A 22,213-nucleotide genomic window follows, 5' to 3' on the forward strand; every position below is an offset into this window, starting at 1 on the left:
CGCCGCCGCCCGCCGCCGCACCTGCGCCGCAGGCTGCCGCGCCGGCTGCTCGGAGCAACGGCCAGGGCGGCCGCGTGTTCTCATCGCCGCTGGCGCGCCGCCTCGCCAAGGACGCCGGCATCGACGTGTCGATGGTCACGGGCACCGGCCCGCACGGTCGTGTCGTCGCCCGCGATGTCGAGCAGGCCAAGTCCGGCAAGGGCCTCAAGGCGCCCGCCGCGGCGCCGTCAGGTGCGCCCGCGATCGCGCCGACCATGTCGGACAAGCAGATCCTGTCGCTGTTCGAGCCGGGCTCCTACGACATCGTCCCGCACGACGGCATGCGCCGCACCATCGCGCAGCGCCTGACCGCGTCGATCCAGAACGTCCCGCATTTCTACCTCACCATCGACTGCGACATCGGCAAGCTGCTCGCCGCGCGCGAGGAGATCAATGCGGCAGCTCCGAAGGACAAGGAGAAGAAGCCGCTCTACAAGATCTCGGTCAACGACTTCGTCATCAAGGCGATGGCGGTCGCGCTCCAGAAGATCCCGAACTGCAATGTGAGCTGGACCGAAAGCGGCATGGTCAAGCATCACCATTCCGACGTCGGCGTTGCGGTGGCGATGCCCGGCGGCCTGATCACGCCGATCATCCGGAAAGCGGAGACCAAGACGCTCTCCACCATCTCCAACGAGATGAAGGATTTTGCCGCGCGCGCCCGCTCGCGCAAGCTGAAGCCCGAGGAATACCAGGGCGGCACCACCGCCGTCTCCAACCTCGGCATGTACGGCATCAGCCACTTCACCGCCGTGATCAACCCGCCGCATGCGACCATCCTCGCGGTCGGCACCAGCGAGGAGCGCCCCGTCGTGCGCGGCGGCAAGATCGAGATCGCGCACATGATGAGCGTGACCTTGTCCTGCGATCACCGCGCCATCGACGGCGCGCTCGGCGCCGAGCTGATCGGCGCGTTCAAGCAGCTGATCGAAAATCCCGTCATGATGATGGTCTGAGATGGCGCATGAGGACGCGCTGGCCCTGGATCTCGATGCTGGTTTCGCTGATCCTCACGCTCAGTCCACTCGGCCGCGACATCGTTGAATCCGCCTTCTTCGCCGGTGAAGCGCTGTCGCGCAACATCTGGGCGCCGATCGCGCTCACCATCTTCGCCGTCATGGCAGCGGTCATTCTCTTGGAATGGCTGATCAGAACTTACATCCTCAATCGCCGCGCCCGCGGCGCAACGACCGCTTGAGTTGAACGGGAGCCGCCATGGCCGATACATCCTTCGACATCATCATCATCGGCTCCGGCCCCGGCGGCTATGTCACCGCGATCCGCGCTGCCCAGCTCGGGTTCAAGGTTGCGATCGTCGAAAAATCCTATCTCGGCGGCATCTGCCTGAACTGGGGCTGCATCCCGACCAAGGCGCTCTTACGCTCCGCCGAGATCTACCACTACATGCAGCACGCCAAGGATTACGGCCTGTCGGCGGAGAAAGTGTCGTTCGACCCGAAGGCCGTGGTGCAGCGCTCGCGCGGCGTTTCCAAGCGGCTCAACGACGGCGTTGGCTTCCTGATGAAGAAGAACAAGGTGAGCGTGATCTGGGGCGCCGCCTCGATCGACGCGCCCGGCAAGGTCACGGTGAAGAAGTCCGACGTCGAGGGACCGAAGGGTGCGCTGGGCGAGGGGACTTACCAGGCCAAGCACATCATCGTCGCGACCGGTGCGCGGCCGCGCGTGCTGCCGGGGCTCGAGCCCGACAAGAAGCTGATCTGGACCTATTTCGAGGCGATGGTCCCGGAGAAGATGCCGAAGTCGCTGCTGGTCGTCGGCTCCGGCGCGATCGGCATCGAATTCGCGTCGTTCTTCCACACCATGGGCTCCGACGTCACCGTGGTCGAGGTGCTGCCGCAGATCCTGCCCGTCGAGGATGCGGAGATCGCGGGCCTCGCGCGCAAGCGCTTCGAGAAGCAGGGCATCAAGATCATGTCCTCGACCAAGGTCACGAAGCTGGAGAAGAAGGCCGACAGCGTCGTCGCCACCATCGACGACGGCAAGGGCAAGCTGGTCACGACTGAGTTCGAGCGGGTAATCTCGGCGGTCGGCGTCGTCGGCAATATCGAGAATCTCGGTCTCGAAAAACTCGGCGTCAAAACCGACCGCGGCTGCATCGTGATCGACGGCTACGGCAAGACCAACATCCCCGGCATCTACGCCATCGGCGACGTCGCCGGTCCCCCCATGCTCGCGCACAAGGCCGAGCATGAAGGCGTGATCTGCGTCGAGGCGATCAAGGGCCTGCATCCGCACCCCATGGACAAGAACCTGATCCCCGGCTGCACCTATTGCAATCCGCAGGTCGCCTCGGTCGGCCTCACCGAAGCCACGGCCAAGGAGAACGGCCGCGAAATCCGCGTCGGCCGCTTCCCTTTCGTCGGCAACGGCAAGGCGATCGCACTCGGCGAGGACCAGGGCCTGGTCAAGGTGATCTTCGACAAGAAGACCGGCCAGCTGCTCGGCGCCCACATGGTCGGCGCGGAGGTCACCGAGCTGATCCAGGGCTACGTCGTCGCCATGAATTTGGAGACGACGGAAGAAGAGCTGATGCACACGGTATTCCCGCATCCGACGCTGTCCGAGATGATGAAGGAAGCCGTGCTGGATGCGTATGGACGGGTCCTGAACATCTAAGTGGGACGTGCAATGGCCGCTCGTGACGATTGGTCGGAGGCGGGCAACAATATCCTTGCGCCGGAATTTCTGGCCAAGGTTCGGGATATTCTGGAACGTGAGCCGATTATTCTGGAACACCGTTTGTACGCGGGCAGTTCCGCTCCATTGATGCTAATCTTCGACGAATACGAAGAGTTTGTACGTCACCTGGAATCGAGCGCCCGTCCTGGCGATCACCTGCTTATTTGGGGCTACTCCGGTCTGTGCAGGGACGATAACATCGCGGTCGATGCAAAGTACCCCGACGCTGCGGGGCGAACCCCGCGCGGTGGTTCTTATTGAAGACGTAACTGCAAACCCCAAACGAAAGAACAGTTGTGAAAGACAACGACAATCTCACCATCGAACGCCCGACCTTCGTCACCCATCTCGAATGCGCGATGGAAGGCGATCATTACGCCGCCGACCAGGTCCACAACCTCTCGAAAGCCGGCAAGCCGCTGCTGGTGCGCTACGACCTCGCGGGCGTGAAGAAGGCGCTGACCAAGGACGCACTCAGCCAGCGGCCCGGCGACATGTGGCGCTACCGCGAGCTGCTGCCGGTGCGCCAATGCCAGGACATCGTCTCGCTTGGCGAGGTGACGACGCCGCTGATCCGGCTGCCGAAGCTCGGGAAGAAGCTCGGTGGCGGCGAGATCATCGTGAAGGACGAGGGGCGGCTGCCGACCGGCTCGTTCAAGGCGCGCGGTCTGGTGATGGCGGTGTCGATGGGCAAGGCGCTCGGCATCAAGCACATGGCGATGCCGACCAACGGCAATGCCGGTGCGGCGCTCGCGGCCTATGCAACGTCCTGCGGCATCAAGACCACGATCTTCTGCCCGGCCGACACGCCGGAAGTGAACGTCAGCGAGATCGAGCTCCAGGGCGCGACCGTCTACCGCGTCAACGGCTATATCGACGATTGCGGCAAGATCGTCGGCGAGGGCAAGGCGAAGGTCGGCTGGTTCGACACCTCCACGCTCAAGGAGCCCTACCGCATCGAAGGCAAGAAGACGATGGGCCTCGAGCTCGCCGAGCAGCTCGGCTGGGACGTGCCCGACGTGATCTTCTATCCGACCGGCGGCGGCACCGGCCTGATCGGCATGTGGAAGGCTTTCGACGAGCTCGAGAAGATCGGCTTCATCGGCTCAAAACGCCCGCGCATGGTCGCGGTGCAAGCCTCCGGCTGTGCGCCGATGGTGCGGGCCTTCGAGGCCGGCACCGAGCATGCGACGCGCTGGGAGGACGCCCACACCATCGCGTCGGGCATCCGCGTGCCGCAGGCGATCGGCGATTTCCTGATTTTGCGCGCGGTGCGCGAGAGCAAGGGCTTTGCGATCGCGGTCGATGACGACAAGATTTCGGCGGCGCTCAGCGAGGTCGCGCGCGAGGAGGGGCTGCTGCTGTGCCCCGAGGGCGCCGCGACCTACGCCGCCTACAAGGAGAGCCTTGCTGATGGCCGCGTCAGCAAGACCGACCGCGTGATGCTGTTCAACTGCGCGACCGGCCTGAAATACCCGCTGCCGCCGGTCACCCGCACGCTGGATCGTCACAAGCCGATCGACTTCTCGCAGTTCTAGCGCGTCATTTCGTCTCTTCACGAATGATCCCTCTTCCCGTACGCGGGAAGAGGCAAAAATAAGAATGACATTGCTGGGGAGAGAACAATGACGAAGGCCGTCTGGGCCGCGCTGATCAGTATTCTCGCTCTCGCCGGCGCCGCGCGCGCCGACGACTATCCCTCGCATCCCATCACCATCATCGTTCCCTTTGCGGCCGGCGGCCCGTCGGATGCGATGGCGCGCGTGCTCGCCGAACGGATGCGGACGCCGCTCGGCCAGCCCCTGGTGGTCGAGAACGTCACCGGCGCCGGCGGCTCGATCGGCGTCAGCCGCGCCGTGCAATCGCCGCCGGACGGCTACACCATCTCGTTCGGCCATCTCGGCACTCATGTGGCCAACGGCGCCGTCTACAAGCTCAAATACGACCTCGTTGCCGATCTCGAGCCGGTGGTGCTGCTGCCGAGCAATCCGATGATCGTGGTCAGCAAGAACGCGGTGCCCGCGACCTCGCTGAAGGAGCTGCTGGACTGGCTGAAGTCGCGCCCGTCGTCCCCCACGGCCGGTACGGCCGGTGCAGGCTCCGGCAGCCACATCGCCGGCGTCTATTTCGAAAGCGTCTCCGGCATCAAGCTGCAATACGTGCCGTATCGCGGCACCGCGCCCGCACTGAACGATCTCATCGCCGGCCAGATCGACGTCATCGTCGACCAGACCTCCAACTCCATCAACCAGGTCCGCGCCGGCACCATCCGTGCCTACGCCATCACCGACGACAAGCGCCTGCCCTCGGCGCCCGACATCCCGACCGCGGAGGAGGCGGGCCTGAAAGGCTTCCACATGACGCTGTGGTCGGGCATGTGGGTGCCGAAGGGCACGCCGAAGGAGATCGTGGCCAAGCTGAATGCCGCGGCCGTGGAAGCGCTGAACGATCCCGCCGTGAAGAAGCAGCTCGAAAGCCAGGGCCTGGAGATGACGCCGCGGGATCAACTCACGCCCGAAGCCCTCGGCATCCGCCAGAAGGCGGAGATCGCGAAGTGGTGGCCGATCATCAAGGCGGCCAACATCAAGGTGGATTGAGCGCCTCGCCTCTACGTATGTCGCCACGACGATGAGTCGCCGCAGCCTGAGGAGCGATCAGGGGCAGGTGCGGCCGGGTTACATCTTGCCTTCACCGGACCTCGACAGGGCCGCATCCAGACATTGAAGCAGAGCCGGCGTGGAAAACGGCTTCGCGAGAAAGCAGGTCGCGCCGGCCTTCAGCGCGCGGTCGCGCACGGCGTCGTCGGGAAAAGCCGTCATGAAGATGAAGGGCGTGATGCGCCCGAGGCTGCGCATATGCGTCAACAGCTCGACACCGCTCATAGCCAACATCTGCACGTCCGCGATCACGCAGGAGGTCGTGTCCAGTTCGGCGGATTGGAGAAATTCGTGAGCGGAGCCAAAGGTGTAGACCGTGTATCCGCGCGATGTCAGGAGGTTGTTCGTCGCGAGGCGAACGGAGGAATCATCATCAATGACGGAAATGATCGAAGGCACTGACAATATGATCGCTCCTGAACGGGGGAGCCGCCGGCCGCGGTTCAGCCGCTTACGGAAAGTGGGCCCCCGGAGCGAGATTGGAAAGCATACTTAGGTTTGCAGATGACCCCTATTGCGCGGGATTCCGAGCGCGTCGGTCATTCTGACGAGATCGGCCAATGACTTCGCCTCCATTTTCCGCATGATCTGCCCGCGATAGATCTTCACGGTGATCTCGGCCAATCCAAGTTCGGCGGCGACCTGTTTGTTCATCAGGCCGGATGCAACCAGGGCGAGGACGTCGCGCTCGCGCGCAGTCAGCCCCTCGAAACGGGATCGCACGCCTGAGATCGACTTCTCGGCATCGCGCCGCCTGCGATCCCGTTCGATCGCCGCCTGCACCGCATCCAGCATGTCCTGGTCGCGCACCGGCTTGGTCAGAAAATCGACGGCACCGCTCTTCATGGCTCTCACGGTCATGGGAATATCGCCATGACCGGTGATAAAGATGATGGGCGTGTGAATATTGGCCTTGGCGAGGTCCGCCTGGAGGTCGAGGCCGCTCAATCCTGGCAGGCGGATGTCGAGCACAAGGCAACTGGGGACTGCAGGCGGTTTGGCTTCCATGATCTCCGCCGCTGAACTGAAGGCCTCGACCTTAAGGCCGACCGATTGAAAGAGATTGGTCAGCGCGCGGCGCATCGACGGATCATCATCGACGATCAGGACGATCGGTTCACCTGCGCTCGCCTGGGCCTGCTTGGCATGGTCGGTCACGACGTGTCCTTGTGCGGCAAGGGCAGGGCGATCTGGAGTGTTGCGCCGCTCCCCTCATTTTGAAAGGCCGAAAGGCGGCCCGCATGAGCCTCGATGATCGATCGGCAGATCGAGAGTCCCATCCCCAGACCGCCCGATTTCGTCGTGAAGAAGGGGGTGAAGATGCGTTCCTTGACGTCTTTGCCGAGGCCGACACCGCGGTCCGTCACGGTGAGAAGCAGGCAGTCGCCGTCGTCGTCCGTGCGGCTCGAGCGGATCGCCAGTTCGCGCGGGCGGTCGACATTGGCTTGCATGGCTTCGATGCCGTTCATCACCAGGTTGATCAGCACCTGCTGGAGCTGGATCCGGTCGCCGCAAATCCTCGGCAGGTTGGACGCCAACTCCATTCGCACCGACACCCTATGGGTCGCGAGCTCGCGCCGAACGAGCGCCACCGCCTCCCTGACGACCTGGTTGATGTCGAGTGGAACCACTTCGATCTCGGTCTTCTTCGCGAGCGCCCTGATCCGGCGGATCACCTCGCTGGCCCGATTGGCGTCCTCGACAATCCATTCTGCGGAACGGCGCGCGGCCTTCAAGTCGGCGGGGTCGCGATCGAGCCAAGCCATGCAGGCGTCCGCATTGGAGATCACGGCGGCAAGAGGCTGGGTGATTTCGTGGGCAATCGACGCGGTGAGCTCGCCAAGCGTCGTGACGCGCGTGACATGGGCGAGCTCGGCTTGTGCTTTGCGCAGCGCTTCTTCAGCCTGTTCGGCGCGGATCGCCGCCGTTACATCGCTACTGACGCCTCGATAGCCGAGAAAATGACCGTCCGCGTCATGCAAGGGCTTGCCGCTGGTGCGCACGTAAATTGGAGAGCCGTTGCGATCCCTGCCGCGGTAAACCAGATCGCGGAACGGGAGGTGAGCATCGAGCGTCGCGCGATGCTGCTCCCACTTCCCGGGCTCGAGCTCGGCATCGGGCGGAATGTCCCAACGCGTCAGGCCGATCAAGGCCGTCGGCGCAGCATTGGCCGGATCGGCGTGTTCCGACATCTGCGTGATGCGGTGATCCGGCCCGGTTTCCCAAAACCAGTCCGATGCGGTTTCCGCATAGTCGCGGAATCGCTGCTCGGATGCCTTGAGCTCGTCAAATGCCCTTTGAAGCGCTTCTTTTGCGGCGATCTGCTCGGTGACGTCCACGTGGGTACCGATGATTTCCATCACTTCGCCATCACTGCCGATGACGGGATGTCCCTCGGTATGGACTCGTCGTATCGAGCCGTCCGGGCGCGCAATGCGAAAGTCGATTTCAAAGGATTCCTTTCGCCGGAGGGCCTGACGTTCGACCTCGACGATCCGTTGGAAATCCTCGGGGAGGATACGTTCCTGGAAAGCCCGTGCCGGTACATCGATCTGGTTCGGCTCAAATCCGAACAGGCGGTAGAGTTCGGCCGATCGGTAGGCAAACTCCTGACGGCGCACATCCCAGGCCCAGCTGCTTGTATGGCTGAGCCGCTGGGCCTCGGCCAAATAGGCCTCGCTGCGCCGCAGCCTTTGTTCGGACTCCTTTGCAACCGTGACATCGGTGACGGCCCCGACGAACTCGATGCGCCCGGATCCATGTCTCAGCGCGCGCGCCACGGAATGGAGGTATTTGACTGATCCATCCGGCATCAGCAGGCGATACTCATGGTCGAAATTCTCTGCGCGTCGGGAGGCCCGATCGAGGGTCCTTCTGACCGTATCGCGATCTTCGGGATGGATGCGCTGGAAGACAAAATCCAAGGTCGGCTTCACCGCGAGGTCGCACTGGAAGATGCGAAAGGTCTCCCTCGACCAGACGATCGCGCCTGTCGCGACGTTCAGGCCGAAGCTGCCGGTGCGGCTCAGTTCCTGCGCCTGGGCGAGGTAGGCCTCGCTCTGCCGCAGCGCATCCTCCGCTTCCTTGCGCTGGGTGATATTTTCGCAGGCAACCAGCACGATCGGCGTTCCGTCGCCGCGCAGCATCGCCTTGGCGTTTTCACGGACCCAAAGGACTGAGCCGTCCTTCCGGAACTTGCGAATCTCCCAGGTATGCGACTGGTGCAGGGTTTCCAGGGACTGCGCCACGCATCGACGGACGAAGTCGTGGTCCTCCTCGAAGAAGACGTTGAGCACGGACTGGCCAATCAGCTCAGCCGCCGTGTAGCCCAGTTGTGCGGCGCCGAACGTATTGACGTTGAGCACTGTTCCGGCCGGATCGACCATGAAATACATGACCGGATTGTGCTCGAACACCTCACGCCACTGCCTCACGGCGTCGCGTAGATCGACGGCGTCCTGCCGCGAGTCATCTGCGACCGCGGGCTGGTCCTTCGCGCCATTGCCGAATGATCGAAGCGCCGCAAGGCCGCCGAGCAGGAATTGTGCGGCCGAATTCCCAAATTTCGCGATCTGGCCAGGCATCATCGCAGGCGTCCCGGCTCGCTGGGGCCAAGGCAAGTAGAGCACTTTGCAACAAGGGGAGCAATTCCTTCCGACTAAAGTGGAATCAGCCCACCGAAACTCGCGGTCGCCGTGCAGCCTGCCGGCTTTGCGCCGTCTCGTTGAAGGCGCGGCGAAGGGCCGGAAAACTACGGGACAAACCTACGTATAGCTCGCGCATTCCTAATCATGGCGCACATTTACTTCCGTACAATTGAGCGGTCCGTTGCGTGCGGACTAGTCTCACGACCATTCGAGGGGACGCGATATGCAAGGCACAAGCCGGCAATTAGCTCGATGTGCTGCTCATAGAGTCAAGCTCTGCGTCCGTTGCTCCGAGTTGCCGCATGATTGGCGGGTCGCGATTGAGAGGCCGCATTTCCAATAACGAGCGTGGATGGCCGTGCACCAGCGTACGAGCGTAGCCACGATGATAAGACAGGAGGAGAGCATGATGTGCGATAGCCCTGAACACTCCGAGCGCGGTACCGTTGTAAAGGGCTGCGCTGTCTGTAACGGCAAGTTTGGCCTGATCCGATATTATTCCTGGCGAACGCCGCTGTGCTCCAGAAAGTGTCTCGATCGCTTCAGGGCGCGCCGCGAGCGCGACCGCCGATGGCTGTTTCGATTCCAGGCGGCGTGAAGTCCGCAATTCTGAACGGGAGGCTGCGTGCTGAACCGTGCTTGCAAGCTTCTCTTGACGATCGCGCTGTCGCTTCCGTCGATGACCGGAGCGGAGGCCGAGGAGCTTGGACAGGATGCACATCGTCATCATCCGCCCCAGGATCAGCTCCTGCACGAGAAGTTCTATTCGAGCTGGCACATGCCCGACAATCCGGTTCTGAGCTGCTGCAACAGCGCGGATTGCTATCCGACAGAGATACGGTACGTCGACGGCAGGATTTACGCACGGCGCCGGGAAGACGGAAAGTACATCCTCATTCCGTCCCAGAAGGTGGAGCGAAACAGAGATAATCCCGACGGCCGCAACCATCTTTGCGCTCCGCCGCCGTCCGCCTCTCTGGTCGACACAGTCTACTGCTTCGCGCTTGGAGGTGCCACGTGAGGTTCATACTGGTGAACGGCCGAACCCCTTTCCGCAAGACGCTCTGTCTATGGTGCTGCGAGGAGATCAGCGGCAGCTACTTGCGCGATGTCAGGACACGGCTGCCCTACTGCGGTTACGAATGCTACGCGCTTCATCACGAAGCTGCACCGTTGATCGAGGGGTGTACGCGCGCGGCATCTTGAGCAGACAGGTGGGCGAGGCGCATCGGCGGGTGCGCCTGCCGGCAGGAGAGGACACGGCATTGAGATTCATGCTCGTCAATCAGGATCGTCCCTGCCACGGCGCCGTCTGCAGCGCGTGCGCCCGGCCGCTGGGTTCGAGTTACGTCCGGCATGTGTCCAAGCAAGAACGTTATTGCGACTACGATTGCTACCTTCGAGATCAGCAGACGGCCATGGAACTGCTGTGGCCCTACCGCAGCTCGCTCGAGGTGATCACGGTGCTGACGGCGATTTCGAGCTGGAGCTGGATGATGCAGATGGGCGCGCTCTCGCGCTCGCTGACCGAGGCATATCTGCGCGCCCACGACCTTCTGACCACGGAAGGAGGTGACGGCTAGCTGAACGACACAGGCCGCGCAGAGTCGTCGGCCGCAGTCACCGCGTCCAACCCCGCGCCGCGTCCAGCCCCGGCGGTCGCGGGGCTAGGGCGAGGGGGCTGCGGCCGATGCCGTTGGTGCCGCGCTCACTTCCTGCGTCGTGACGCGCTGCTCGGATTTCGCGGCGACCATGCCGCTGCTCTCGAACCGCGCACGGTAGACCAGCACGTTCTCTATCACGCGCTGGACGTAGTTGCGCGTCTCCGACAGCGGGATGCGCTCGACCCAGTCGACCGGATCGACCTTGGGATCCCTGGGGTCGCCTCGCGCCTGCACCCATTCGCGCACGCGGCCGCGGCCGGCATTGTAGCCGGCGAAGGTCATGATCTGGTTGCCGCGATATTCCGACAACAGCGCGCTGAGCTCGGCCGCCCCCATCTGCGTGTTGTAGACGGGATCGGAGACCATCCTGTCCCAGTCATAGGTCAGGCCGAAGCGTTTTGCGGTGTCGCGCCCGGCTTCCGGCGTCACCTGCATCAGGCCGACCGCATTGGCGGGCGACTTGTCGCGCTGGTCGAACGAGCTTTCGGTGCGCGCCACCGAATAGATCACGCTGGTCTCGATCGCGGGCGCGACCTGCTTGTGCTCGGGGATGCCGATGGTCGGGAAGGCGTAATGGTCGAGCGCGAACCCGCGCGCCAGCGCCGACTTGCCCACCTCCAGCATGACGCGCGCATCGTTGCGCCGTCCGGCCAGCTCGCCGAGGCCTTCGAGGGCGGCAACGTCGGTGCTCTCCTTGGCAAAATCCTCGGCGTAGTAGAACACCGTGTCGCGCTCGCCGATGCCATAGAGCATGTCGGCCGCGCGCACGCGCTCATCCAGGGCCTGCGTGTCGGCTGCGGCCAGTACGGGCGAGGGCGGGCGCAGCTCGATGCGGTCGAGGCCGAGCTTGGCGCGGGCGAGCTGACCGTAATAGGCGGTCGGGTAGCGCGACGCCGCTTGATAGCTCTGGCGCGCATCGGCCGTCACCCCCATCGCTTCCGCGGCACGGCCGCGCCAGTAATGGGCGCGCGACAGCGCGAGCGGATTGGCCGAGCCTTCGTCGATCGCGGCGAAGTGCATCATCGCCGTCCTGGGATCGTCGAGATAGCGCAGCGCGATCCAGCCGCACATGAAGTGGTAGTCGACGCGATAGACCTCCATCGCCGGCACGGCCGCCGCGCGCACCACGTCGTAAGCGGTCCTGGACTTGCCTTGGTCGAGCAGTTTTCGCGCCAGCAAACGACGCTCGCGCCACCAGGCGTCGGTGTCCTGCGCTGCCATGGTGTCGGGCGCGGCGGCCAGGATCACCTCGGCCGCGTCGTCGATGCGGTCCTTCTGGAGATGCCATTGCGCGCGGCACAGCACATAGCCGAGATCGCGGCGCGCCTCGGTCGACACGTCATCGAGATAATCCTTGGCCTTGTTGGCCTTGCCGGTGACGGCGGCGCAGGCCTTGACGATCGCGAGCGCATCCTCGCCGAGCCGTTTTGCAACGCGCCTTGCGCCGGCATAGTCCTTGGCGCCGAGCCGCTTGTCCATGCGGGCGCGATGGTCGTCGGCGGTGAGGAGATCGCGGAACGCCTCGTAGGAATCTTCCTCGCTGCGCTCCGACAATTCGTCCGTGCGCCAGGCCTCGCGGACGAGACGGGCAGCCCTGTCGGCGTCGCCTTCGGCGAGCAGCACGCGGGCGAGCGCGAACTTGCCCTTGGCGCTGGTCGGGCGGTCCATGGTGAATTTGTGCACGGTGGCCGCGTCGGTCTTCTCCTGCCACAGCCGCGCCTCGGCGCGCCGGCGCAGAAGCGCGCTGCTCGGCCAGTCCGGATTGGCGGCGAGGAAGGCGGCGTAGCGTTTGAAATTCGCGGTGCTCTCGGAATGGCGCAGCATGAACCAGTCGGCGAGCTTCTGGCCGGCGGGGTCAGCGATGCGGTCGCGCGCCGCGCCCGCGTCATCGGTCTTGCCCTTGCGCGCGAGATCGATCGCGTCCTTGAGTGCGCCGAGGTCGCCGGTCAGCGGCAGGGGCGCCGGCTTGTCTGACGGCTCGTCGTCCTGCTTCTTCGACTTGCGCTTCGCCTCGGCGTGCTTGCCGTGACGCGATTTCGCCGCGGCATGGCGCTGCTTGCCGGCTTTCGCCTCATGCGTCTTCTTCGAGGCGGACGGTTTGTGACTGCTCTTCGCCGCCAGCTCCGTCGGAAGGAGAGCCAAGGCGGCCATGGCAACGACACACGCGAGCGAGCGTAGGCACTGGTTCATTCCGTGGTCCCCCCCTGCGAAACCAGTACAAACCAAGGTCCGCGACGACATGCGGCTCGAGAATCAAAGTAACATCGAAAACGATGCCACGGCATCGTCTCGCATTTGCCACGCTGTCGCAACAATGCGGCAAAATACGGATGGAATGCGGGAACTCTTGCAACGGGGGATAGAGCCGGGTCTTTAGCCTTTGTTAACGAATAAGGCTCGCGCGACGGTTGCGCACGGTCCAGGACGCCGCGATGGCCAGATTGCGCGTGTTCCCGGGCTGAAATCCGGTGTATTGAGTTCCCCAACCTGTCCTTTCAGCCTTTGCCCCGAACCTATGCCGATTTTCAACCAGTCGATCCGGCGCAAGATCGTCGGCATCGCCCTCGGATTGATCGTCCTGATGCTGGTCACCTCGATCCTGTCGATGGTGATGTCGAGCCAGGTCGGAGTACTTCTTGACGAGCTGACCAACCGCTACATCCCGGCCTATGGCGATCTGGCGCGCGCCAATATCCGCTCGCTGGAGCGGTCGGTGGCGCTGCGGCGCATGGTCATGATGAAGATGCAGGCGTCCTCGGACGAGGAGGCCTATGCTGCGCGCCTGCGCGAGTTCGAGGAGGCGGACCGCAAGATCGAGGAGGAGGCCGAGGGCGCACGCAAGCTCATCAACGCGATCATCGACGATCCGAGGACGCCGTCCGACAATGCCGCGCTGGCGCGGATCGAGATCCGCATCGAGACTGCCGTCACCGAGCTGCGCCGCGATCTGAACGAGGACCACGCGAAGCTGCTCAAGCTGGTCGACGCCAAGCAGATGGCAGAAGCCCGCGGCACGCTGGAGCATATCGACGCCATCCGCGACCAGTTCAATCAGAAGTTCGATGCGATCCGCGCCGACATGCTGACACAGGTCTTCGCTTCGACATCGCAGGTGATGAGCCACCAGCGGCAGGCAATCGTCATTTCGGGCATCGTGACCTTGCTCGCGGCGATTGTCGGATTTGCCTTCGCGCTGCTGGTGTCTGGCGGCATCACGCGGCCGGTGCGGCTGTTGCTCGCCGGCACCCGCGAGGTCGAGGCCGGGCGCTTCGACAAGACCATCGCCGTCTCGACCCAGGACGAGATCGGCGAGCTCGCGGCCGCCTTCAACCGCATGATCGAGCAGTTGCGCCACAACGAGCGCATCCGCGAGACGTTTGGTCGCTACATCGATCCCAAGGTGGTCCAGGGCCTGATCGACCGGCCGGAGGTCGCCATCGACGGCCAGCGCCGGGTGATGACCATCATGTTCTGCGACATGAGCGGCTTCACCTCGATGAGCGAGGGCATGACCCCGCGCGGCCTCGTCAAGGTGATGAACCACTATTTCACGGTGATGTCGGTCCCGATCAGGAGCAATCGCGGCGTCATCGACAAATATATCGGCGATGCCATCATGGCCTATTGGGGCCCGCCCTTCATCGAGGAGGACGAGCCGGCACTCCTGGCCGGCTGTGCCGCCATCGACATGGCAGACCAGGTGCCCGCGCTCCAGAAGCAATTGCCCGATCTGCTCGGCATCCGCGCCATGCCCGCGCCCTGCGATCTGCGCATCGGCATCGCCACCGGCGAGGTCCTCACCGGCAGCATCGGCTCCGAGCTGATGATGAGCTTCACCGTGATGGGCGATGCGGTGAACCTCGCTTCGCGGCTCGAGGCCGTCAACAAGGTCTACGGCACCCGCATCCTGATCGCGCAGGCGACCGCGGATGCGATCGGTGAGCGCCTCGAATTGCGCGAGATCGATCGTCTGGCGGTCGCCGGCCAGAGCGCGCCGCAGGCGATCTTCGAGGTGATGGCGAGGGCCGGCACGCTCACCGCCGCGCAGGACGGCTTGCGCACGCACTATGCCGAAGGTCTCGCCGCCTACCGCGCCCGCCGCTTCGACGAGGCCCGCGCCGCCTTCAACGCGGCGCTCGAAGCCGTCCCCGGCGACGGTCCCTCGCGCACGCTGCTCGCCCGGATCGCGCAGTTCGAGGCCAATCCGCCGGACGAGGGGTGGGACGGCGCCTGGCGGCTGGAGCAGAAGTAAGCCCCGCGCGGGAAAAAATGATTCTACTCGATAACGATGTTCGCCGTGACGTATTTCCCGGGCTTAGGTTGGCCGTCCTTGAGGCGTTTGATGGGGACACGCCGATGACAGAACTTGAGGACAGGCTGGAACGGTTCGAGACGCTTACGGCCGAATGCGAGCTGATCGCCAAGCTCGCCACCGACAGCACCAAGCGCGAATTCTATCTCAAGCTTGCCGAGCACTACTATCAGCTGGCGCGCGAGACGCGGGCCGCGGTCGCATCCAGGGCTGCGGCCTGAAGGCGGCTGCAATCCGATCTTAACATTTGATACGCATCCTTTGAGGATGCGAGCGTCGCGATTCGCGATGGCTCGCGGTGGGAATGCCGGGGCTCGCTGCGATGCAGTGTGTTCCGCTGATGTTGCTTTGCCGGTGTCTTACGGGGCAATCCCATGCGTCTTCTTGCGGTGCTCATCCTCGCGCTCATGACGGCGGCCTGCAACCAGGAGCAGGACATCACCGGCTCGACCGCAGCCTGCCCCATGCGGAACTACAGCTCTTACAATCCCCGCGACATGAACCAGTGCGTGGCCGCCTGCAAGGCGTGCGACCATGGCAACACGGTCACCTGCACCACGTCCTGCACGCTCAAGGGCGCGCACTGAGCGGCCAGGGATCGCCGGCCCCTCGGGCGTCGAGGGGCTGACGGTGTCGGGACACCGGAACGATTCACCTGACATAATCATTGATGGGAGCAGGCAGGACGCGGAGTCCGATGGAATGGGTATGCTCGATCCCGGCCGGTTTCTGGTGTCGTGCGCGCATTGCGACGCATGGCCGATGGCGGCCAACGTCAAACGCTCGAGCTGGTCGGCGTCCCCGAGCGAGGTCCGCTTCGTGTGCCCGCGCTGTCGCCGCGAGGAGACCGCGATCGTCTCCGCCTCGCGCGAATTGACGCCGATCAGGCGCATCGACATCCCGCCGCGCGACGTCACTGTGGCCTTGGCCCAGGCGCAGCGCCCGAGAGGCCGCACCTAGGCGGCCGGCATATTGCTCGATCCTGTTCGGGAACCCGGCCGATCGTCGGACGTTTCTGCCACAACATCACCTATCGAGGCCGGGCGAATGATCAACGAGCATTTCGACACCCGCACACGGATCAACATGAAGCTGGCGCTGGATCGGATTTGCCGCAATCGGCCCGTGGGCGAGGATCATGCGTTCCGCAGGTCGGTCGCCGAGAACATCGTCCGCTGCGCGCTGGCAGGTCGGACCGGCATCGGTCAGCTGGTCGATGCCGGCGAGCGGGCGGTGGTCACGACGCGCGCGGCGCGGAAATCTTCCTAGAGCATGATCCGGAAAAGTGCGAAGCGGTTTTCCTCAAACAATAACCTAGAGCGCGATGACGATTCATCGATCTCATCGCGCTTTTGGGGTTCGCTGAGTCCGCCGGTCGCGTCGCGAGGTGGATCGTGTGGTTCAACTCTCGACAAATGTGCTAGGATCGGCGTCAGGAGACCAAGGATGGCCACTGACAAGCTTTCGCCCCATGCCGACCGTTTTCGCCTTCACCCGGTCGCGCCGCGCCTTGCGCCGATGTTCGGCTTTGCGCTGCTGACGGTGTCATGCGCACTCGCGAGCTTCGCGCTCGCCTGCGCGACGCCGTTTGCGGCCTTCGCCGTCGTTGCGGCCGCAATGCTGCCGCTGCGTCGGGCGCTGCTCGTCGTCACCGGCGCCTGGCTCGTGAACCAGAGCATCGGCTTCGGCGCGCTGCACTATCCGATCGATGGCAGCACGATCGCCTGGGGCTTTGTCATTGGCGCTGCTGCGCTCGTCGCGACCGCGGCCTCATCGGCGGTCCTTCGTATGCTGCCGCAGGGCCGCACGCCGCTGATGCTGGCGATCACATTCGTCGCCGCCTACGCGGCCTATGAGCTCGTGCTGCTCGCCGCGACGCCGGTCCTCGGCGGAGAGGGTGCCTTCACTGCGGCCATCGTGGCGCGGATTGGGCTGACCAGTGCGGTCTGGCTCGCCGGCCTCGTCGCCGCCTGCGAGATCGTCCGCCTGGTCGATCCGTTCGGGCGCAAGGGGGCGATGTCGGCCTGAGCGCCAGCGCGTTCCGCTTTCCCGTAGCCCGGGTGAGCGCAGCGATACCCGGGGCCGTTGTAGCTTGTGGCAAGACCCCGGATGTCGCTGCGCTCATCCGGGCTACAGGCCTTGTGACCCGACGGGCAAAACACCTGCATGGGCTGTCAACCCGCCTTCGCTAAAATATTCCACTTTACCGAAATTCGGATTTGTCGTATGTGTCGCCCATCCCGGCTTGACCTTGAGGGGCGATCATGTGTCGTCATTTTTCGCGAGCCGGGCTTGCGGTGGACGCGGCAGTGTCGGGCGCGAGAAGTTAAGGGCAGGGCGGATTGCTCTCCGTGAGCCCAACACTTCGTGCCAGACGAGCGGCGCTGTCAGGTTCGTCTCGCCAGCAAGTTTCCGGCTCCGTCGACAGGGCGGGGGGGGGGGGGGGGGGGGGGGGGGGGGGGGGGGGGGGGGGGGGGGGGGGGGGGGGGGGGGGGGGGGGGGGGGGGGGGGGGGGGGGGGGGGGGGGGGGGGGGGGGGGGGGGGGGGGGGGGGGGGGGGGGGGGGGGGGGGGGGGGGGGGGGGGGGGGGGGGGGGGGGGGGGGGGGGGGGGGGGGGGGGGGGGGGGGGGGGGGGGGGGGGGGGGGGGGGGGGGGGGGGGGGGGGGGGGGGGGGGGGGGGGGGGGGGGGGGGGGGGGGGGGGGGGGGGGGGGGGGGGGGGGGGGGGGGGGGGGGGGGGGGGGGGCTTGGCGGATGCGACACGAGCGTCAACCGGCGCGGTGTCGGCGAATTCCGCGAGGGCGAGGGAGGCCAGAAGGAACTCGGCTCCCGGGAGAGCACGGCATAAGCCGTCCAACCACTGCGCAGGGAAGGCCGAGTGATTGGCTACACCTGTATGCTGCTGTGCGGTTTTCTGCGTGTGCCTTTTGCGCAGCAGACCGCGGGTGCTAGGTCAGCACCCGGCCTTCCCTGCGCCCTCTTGGCTTAGAGGACGAAAAGATCAAGCAAAGCTCGGGCGAAATCCGTCGCGAGAACGGGAAGGCGTGTCTGCGACCATACACTCGCTGTCATCGCCCGCGAAGGCGGGCGATCCAGTACTCCGAAACAGTTGTGGTTTAGCCGAGAGGTCGCGGCGTACTGGATTCCCCGCCTTCGCGGGGAATGACAGTTGTATTTGGAGGACGAAGCCGATGCCTCATACTCCGTCATTGCGAGCGCAGCGAAGCAATCCAGGATCCCTCTGCGGAAAGACTCTGGATTGCTTCGCTGCGCTCGCAATGACTTGGTTGATGCAGCACGCTCAAATCCTTCGCCGTCATCCTCGTGCAATGGCGAAGCCATTGTCGCTGGATGTGCTCGTTCTGCGACGCAGGACGAGCCTCGAAGGATGACGGTGCTCGCAGTGTGAGGGCGCGACTCAGGTGAGGCACGCTCCCGCCATGAGACCGCGCCGGGGCGCGCCGTACCCGCCGCAAAATCTGAAGTTGTGGATTGTCATCTTCGCGAGGGTATCCCAGTAAGCCGACCCGTGTCTTCCCGGTAACGATTGTGCTGTCCGCGCAACACTCCTTCCGGATTAAACCCTCATCGCCAGCCGTTCGCATCACCGCCGCTTTTTAGCCACACCCGAACATGAATAAAATCACTCTAATGTTTCGGAGGCAGCGGCAGTCCTCGAGGCGACGGGAAATCCCAAGGTCGATTCAAATCTTGGGTCTGATTTTTCGGGTCTGAAAGGGTTGACCGGGGAAACTGGTTTGCGATGGACGCGAAGACCAACATCAAGCAGAGGCTGCCGAGCCGTCACGTGACGGAAGGCCCTGCGCGTGCGCCCCATCGGTCCTACTTCTACGCTATGGGTTTGACCACGGAGCAGATCCACCAGCCCTTCGTCGGCGTCGCCTCCTGCTGGAATGAAGCCGCCCCCTGCAACATCTCCCTGATGCGCCAGGCGCAGGCGGTGAAGAAGGGCGTCGCGCATGCCGGCGGCACGCCCCGCGAGTTCTGCACCATCACCGTGACCGACGGCATCGCCATGGGCCATGACGGCATGCGCTCCTCGCTGCCGTCGCGCGAATGCATCGCCGACTCGGTCGAGCTGACCGTCCGCGGCCATGCCTATGACGCCCTCGTCGGCCTTGCCGGCTGCGACAAGTCGCTGCCGGGCATGATGATGGCGATGGTGCGCCTCAACGTGCCCTCGATCTTCATTTATGGCGGCTCGATCCTGCCCGGCAATTTCCGCGGGCAGCAGGTCACCGTGCAGGACATGTTCGAAGCCGTCGGCAAACACTCGGTCGGCGCCATGTCGGACGAGGATCTCGACGAGATCGAGCGCGTGGCGTGCCCCTCCGCGGGTGCCTGCGGCGCGCAGTTCACCGCCAACACCATGGCGACTGTTTCGGAAGCCATCGGCCTGGCGCTGCCTTACTCGGCTGGTGCTCCGGCACCGTATGAAATCCGCGACGCTTTCTGCATGACCGCGGGCGAGCAGGTGATGGAGCTGATCGCCCAAAACATCCGGCCGCGCGACATCGTCACCCGCAAGGCATTGGAGAACGCCGCCGCCGTTGTCGCGGCCTCCGGCGGCTCGACCAATGCTGCGCTGCACCTACCGGCGATCGCGCACGAGTGCGGCATCAAGTTCGACCTGTTCGACGTCGCCGAAATCTTCAAAAAGACACCTTATGTCGCGGATTTGAAGCCGGGCGGCCGTTATGTCGCCAAAGACATGTTTGAAGTAGGTGGCATCCCGCTTCTGATGAAGACGCTGCTCGACAACGGATTTCTCCACGGCGACTGCATTACGGTCACCGGTCGAACGATCGCCGAAAACCTCAAAAGCGTGAAGTGGAATCCGCACCAGGACGTGGTGCACCCGGCAGACAAGCCGATCACCGTGACTGGCGGTGTGGTGGGTCTGAAGGGCAATTTGGCGCCAGAAGGTGCGATCGTGAAAGTCGCGGGAATGTCCAACCTCAAGTTTACCGGTCCGGCCAGGTGCTTCGACCGGGAGGAGGATGCTTTCGAGGCGGTCCAGAAGCGCACCTACCGGGAAGGCGAAGTCATCGTGATCCGCTACGAGGGGCCGAAGGGCGGCCCCGGCATGCGGGAAATGCTCCAGACCACCGCGGCGCTGACCGGACAGGGCATGGGCGGCAAGATCGCGCTCATTACCGACGGCCGCTTCTCCGGCGCTACCCGCGGCTTCTGCATCGGCCATGTCGGGCCGGAAGCCGCCATCGGCGGCCCGATCGGGCTGCTCGAGGATGGCGACATCATCGAGATCGATGCGGACGCCGGTACCCTTAACGTAAAATTGAGCGACCAGGAGCTTGCCCAGCGCAAGACCAAATGGAGCGCTCGCGCGACTAATCACACGACGGGCGCGCTCTGGAAATATGCTCAGCAGGTTGGACCAGCGGTCGGGGGGGCAGTCACCCATCCGGGCGGTGCGCACGAGAAACAGTGCTATGCGGACATCTAGGCGTGCCATTGTTGCGTTTGTTTTGGGGGCCAGTGCGCTGGTCGCGCCGGCGCTCGCCTTCGACGGCGCGCCGGTCAACCAGAAGGACGCGACCATCCCTGTCGTGACCACCTTGCCGGGGGCCGCGGGTGCGGTGCGCGGCAAGGTGCCGCCGGCGACCCAGGAAACGTCGCTCAGCGCCCTGCAATATGCCGCCGAGGGCGGCCATCCGATCGCGCAGTGGAAGCTCGGCCGCATGTACGCCAATGGCGACGGCGTGGCCCAGGACGACGTGCGCGCCTTCGAATATTTCAGCCGGATCGCCAACGCGCATGCCGAGGACAGCCCCTCGGCGCCGCAGGCGCAGATCGTGGCCAATGCCTTCGTCGCGCTCGGCCGCTACTATCTCAGCGGTATCCCGAACTCGAAGATCAAGCCGGACCAGGACCGGGCGCGGGAGATGTTCTCCTATGCGGCCTCCTATTTCGGCAATGCGGATGCCCAGTACGATCTCGCCCGGCTGTACCTGAAGACGCCGGACGCCTCGCGCGAGGATTTCCGCTATGGCGCGCGCTGGCTCGGGCTCGCCGCCCAGAAGGGCCAGCACGAGGCCCAGGCGCTGCTCGGCCAGATGCTGTTCAACGGCGACCGCCTGCCGCGGCAGGCCGCGCGCGGCCTGATGTGGCTGACCCTGGCGCGCGACAGCGCCGGCGCCGAAGAGACCTGGATCAAGGAAAGCTACAACCGCGCCTTCGCCAAGGCCTCCGACGACGACCGCGCCATGTGCCTGCAAATGCTGGAACAGTGGGTGCAGGGCCGCCGGGAGTGATCCCCAAGAGGTGGCGTTACGCCGCCTCCAGATCCAGATCTGCCCATACCGGAACGTGGTCCGACGGCTTCTCCCAGCCGCGCACATAGCTGTCGATGCCGACATTGGCGAGCCGGTCGCTGGCCTGCGGCGACAGCAGCAGATGGTCGATGCGCAGACCATGGTTCTTCTGCCATGCGCCGGCCTGGTAATCCCAGAAGGTGTAGAGCCCCGGATCGTCGGTGACGGCCCGCAAGGCATCGGTCAGGCCGAGGCCGAGCAGGGACTGAAAGCTCTCCCGCGTCTCCGCCTTGAACAGGGCGTCCTCGGTCCATGCCGCCGGATTGTGGACGTCGCGGGCATGCGGGATGACGTTGAAGTCGCCCGCGAGGATCAGCGGCTCCTCGGTCTTGAGGCGCTCCTTCGAATATTCAAGAAGTCGCGACATCCATTTGAGCTTGTAGGGATATTTCTCGGTCCCGACCGGATTGCCATTGGGCAGATAGAGGCAGGCGATGCGCAGCACCCCGTGCTTGAGCGTCACCACGCCCTCGAGGAAGCGGGCATGCGCATCCTCGTCGTCGCCGGCCAGCCCCGACTTGGTCTCGTCGAAGCGGAGCTTCGAGAGCAGGGCGACGCCGTTGAACGTCTTCTGCCCGTGCGTGACCACGTTGTAGCCGAGCGCCTCGATCTCCAGGCGCGGGAAGGCCTCATCGACGCATTTGATCTCCTGGAGGCAGACGATGTCCGGCTGGCACTCCTTCAGCCAGGTCAGGAGCAGATCGATCCGCTGCCGGACCGAGTTCACGTTCCAGGTGGCTACTCTGATGGGCATTCCGACGGCTCCGGGCAGGGGCACCCGTTAGAACAAAATGCAAACGCCCCCGTCAAGGACGCCGCAAAATCTCCCACAAAATTAACC

Annotated in this window: 22 protein-coding genes; 17 read left to right on the forward strand and 5 right to left on the reverse strand. The window is 64.5% G+C overall.

Features of this window, described 5'->3' with window-relative positions:
* The 6 genes from XI09_RS19160 to XI09_RS19185 form a co-directional block, all read left to right on the forward strand.
* Nucleotides 1-995, forward strand: a 995-nt coding sequence (locus XI09_RS19160) for a 2-oxo acid dehydrogenase subunit E2 (protein ID WP_271568221.1), incomplete at its 5' end; no start/stop codon positions are given.
* A gap of 8 nt (nt 996-1,003) precedes the next feature.
* Nucleotides 1,004-1,237, forward strand: a complete 234-nt coding sequence (locus XI09_RS19165; protein ID WP_271568222.1) for a hypothetical protein — start codon at nt 1,004-1,006, stop codon at nt 1,235-1,237.
* A gap of 17 nt (nt 1,238-1,254) precedes the next feature.
* Nucleotides 1,255-2,676, forward strand: coding sequence for a dihydrolipoyl dehydrogenase (gene lpdA, locus XI09_RS19170; RefSeq protein WP_271568223.1), 1,422 nt, complete (start codon nt 1,255-1,257; stop codon nt 2,674-2,676).
* 12 nt (nt 2,677-2,688) lie between these two features.
* Nucleotides 2,689-3,000: a hypothetical protein gene (locus tag XI09_RS19175; RefSeq protein ID WP_271568224.1), complete on the forward strand. Its 312-nt coding sequence runs from the start codon at nt 2,689-2,691 to the stop codon at nt 2,998-3,000.
* A gap of 35 nt (nt 3,001-3,035) precedes the next feature.
* A complete protein-coding gene (locus XI09_RS19180; protein WP_271568225.1) occupies nt 3,036-4,277 on the forward strand; it encodes a threonine synthase in 1,242 nt (413 codons plus the stop codon).
* Between the two features lie 87 nt (nt 4,278-4,364).
* Entirely contained in the window at nt 4,365-5,336 is a 972-nt protein-coding gene (locus tag XI09_RS19185; protein WP_271568226.1) for a tripartite tricarboxylate transporter substrate binding protein BugD, read from the forward strand.
* Between the two features lie 78 nt (nt 5,337-5,414).
* Here XI09_RS19185 and XI09_RS19190 read toward each other — a convergent pair whose 3' ends face one another.
* The 3 genes from XI09_RS19190 to XI09_RS19200 all read right to left on the reverse strand — a co-directional run bounded on the left by XI09_RS19190 (nt 5,415) and on the right by XI09_RS19200 (nt 8,983).
* The gene (locus tag XI09_RS19190; protein ID WP_271568227.1) at nt 5,415-5,801 is read right to left on the reverse strand and encodes a response regulator transcription factor; all 387 of its coding nucleotides are present in this window, start codon (nt 5,799-5,801) and stop codon (nt 5,415-5,417) included.
* A gap of 87 nt (nt 5,802-5,888) precedes the next feature.
* A complete protein-coding gene (locus tag XI09_RS19195) occupies nt 5,889-6,554 on the reverse strand; it encodes a response regulator transcription factor (RefSeq protein ID WP_271568228.1) in 666 nt (221 codons plus the stop codon).
* Nucleotides 6,551-8,983, reverse strand: a complete 2,433-nt coding sequence (locus tag XI09_RS19200; RefSeq protein WP_271568229.1) for a PAS domain S-box protein — start codon at nt 8,981-8,983, stop codon at nt 6,551-6,553. Before XI09_RS19200 ends, XI09_RS19195 begins: the two co-directional genes overlap by 4 nt.
* Before the next feature lie 712 nt (nt 8,984-9,695).
* Here XI09_RS19200 and XI09_RS19205 point away from each other — a divergent pair.
* Complete coding sequence (locus XI09_RS19205) at nt 9,696-10,064, forward strand: hypothetical protein (protein ID WP_271568230.1); 369 nt, start codon at nt 9,696-9,698, stop codon at nt 10,062-10,064.
* Nucleotides 10,065-10,227: 163 nt separating this feature from the next.
* Entirely contained in the window at nt 10,228-10,626 is a 399-nt protein-coding gene (locus XI09_RS19210) for a hypothetical protein (RefSeq protein ID WP_271568231.1), read from the forward strand.
* An 84-nt stretch (nt 10,627-10,710) separates the two neighbouring features.
* Here the strand turns inward: XI09_RS19210 and XI09_RS19215 are convergent, their stop codons facing one another.
* A complete protein-coding gene (locus XI09_RS19215; protein ID WP_271568232.1) occupies nt 10,711-12,897 on the reverse strand; it encodes a lytic transglycosylase domain-containing protein in 2,187 nt (728 codons plus the stop codon).
* A gap of 325 nt (nt 12,898-13,222) precedes the next feature.
* On the opposite strand from XI09_RS19215, the gene XI09_RS19220 reads away from it, so the two are divergent.
* From XI09_RS19220 to XI09_RS19260, 9 genes are all read left to right on the forward strand, one after another.
* A complete protein-coding gene (locus XI09_RS19220) occupies nt 13,223-14,959 on the forward strand; it encodes an adenylate/guanylate cyclase domain-containing protein (protein WP_271568233.1) in 1,737 nt (578 codons plus the stop codon).
* A gap of 104 nt (nt 14,960-15,063) precedes the next feature.
* Nucleotides 15,064-15,240, forward strand: coding sequence for a hypothetical protein (locus XI09_RS19225; protein WP_167770894.1), 177 nt, complete (start codon nt 15,064-15,066; stop codon nt 15,238-15,240).
* 153 nt (nt 15,241-15,393) lie between these two features.
* Entirely contained in the window at nt 15,394-15,606 is a 213-nt protein-coding gene (locus XI09_RS19230) for a hypothetical protein (RefSeq protein WP_271568234.1), read from the forward strand.
* Nucleotides 15,607-15,721: 115 nt separating this feature from the next.
* Nucleotides 15,722-15,979 carry a hypothetical protein gene (locus XI09_RS19235; protein WP_271568235.1) on the forward strand — a complete coding sequence of 86 codons (258 nt, stop codon included), beginning with the start codon at nt 15,722-15,724 and terminating at the stop codon, nt 15,977-15,979.
* A gap of 87 nt (nt 15,980-16,066) precedes the next feature.
* The gene (locus XI09_RS19240; RefSeq protein ID WP_271568236.1) at nt 16,067-16,288 is read left to right on the forward strand and encodes a hypothetical protein; all 222 of its coding nucleotides are present in this window, start codon (nt 16,067-16,069) and stop codon (nt 16,286-16,288) included.
* Nucleotides 16,289-16,465: 177 nt separating this feature from the next.
* Nucleotides 16,466-17,047, forward strand: a complete 582-nt coding sequence (locus XI09_RS19245) for a hypothetical protein (protein WP_271568237.1) — start codon at nt 16,466-16,468, stop codon at nt 17,045-17,047.
* A 339-nt stretch (nt 17,048-17,386) separates the two neighbouring features.
* The gene (locus XI09_RS19250; RefSeq protein ID WP_271568238.1) at nt 17,387-17,968 is read left to right on the forward strand and encodes a hypothetical protein; all 582 of its coding nucleotides are present in this window, start codon (nt 17,387-17,389) and stop codon (nt 17,966-17,968) included.
* An 811-nt stretch (nt 17,969-18,779) separates the two neighbouring features.
* Nucleotides 18,780-20,504 carry a dihydroxy-acid dehydratase gene (ilvD, locus tag XI09_RS19255; RefSeq protein WP_271568239.1) on the forward strand — a complete coding sequence of 575 codons (1,725 nt, stop codon included), beginning with the start codon at nt 18,780-18,782 and terminating at the stop codon, nt 20,502-20,504.
* Nucleotides 20,491-21,312, forward strand: a complete 822-nt coding sequence (locus XI09_RS19260) for a tetratricopeptide repeat protein (RefSeq protein ID WP_271568240.1) — start codon at nt 20,491-20,493, stop codon at nt 21,310-21,312. Before ilvD ends, XI09_RS19260 begins: the two co-directional genes overlap by 14 nt.
* Nucleotides 21,313-21,328: 16 nt before the next feature.
* On the opposite strand, the gene xth is transcribed toward XI09_RS19260, so the two are convergent.
* Complete coding sequence (xth, locus tag XI09_RS19265) at nt 21,329-22,126, reverse strand: exodeoxyribonuclease III (protein ID WP_177233939.1); 798 nt, start codon at nt 22,124-22,126, stop codon at nt 21,329-21,331.
* Between the last annotated feature and the right edge of the window lie 87 nt (nt 22,127-22,213).

The sequence above is a fragment of the Bradyrhizobium sp. CCBAU 11386 genome, assembly GCF_028128955.1.
In the GTDB taxonomy this organism is placed as follows: Bacteria; Pseudomonadota; Alphaproteobacteria; order Rhizobiales; family Xanthobacteraceae; genus Bradyrhizobium.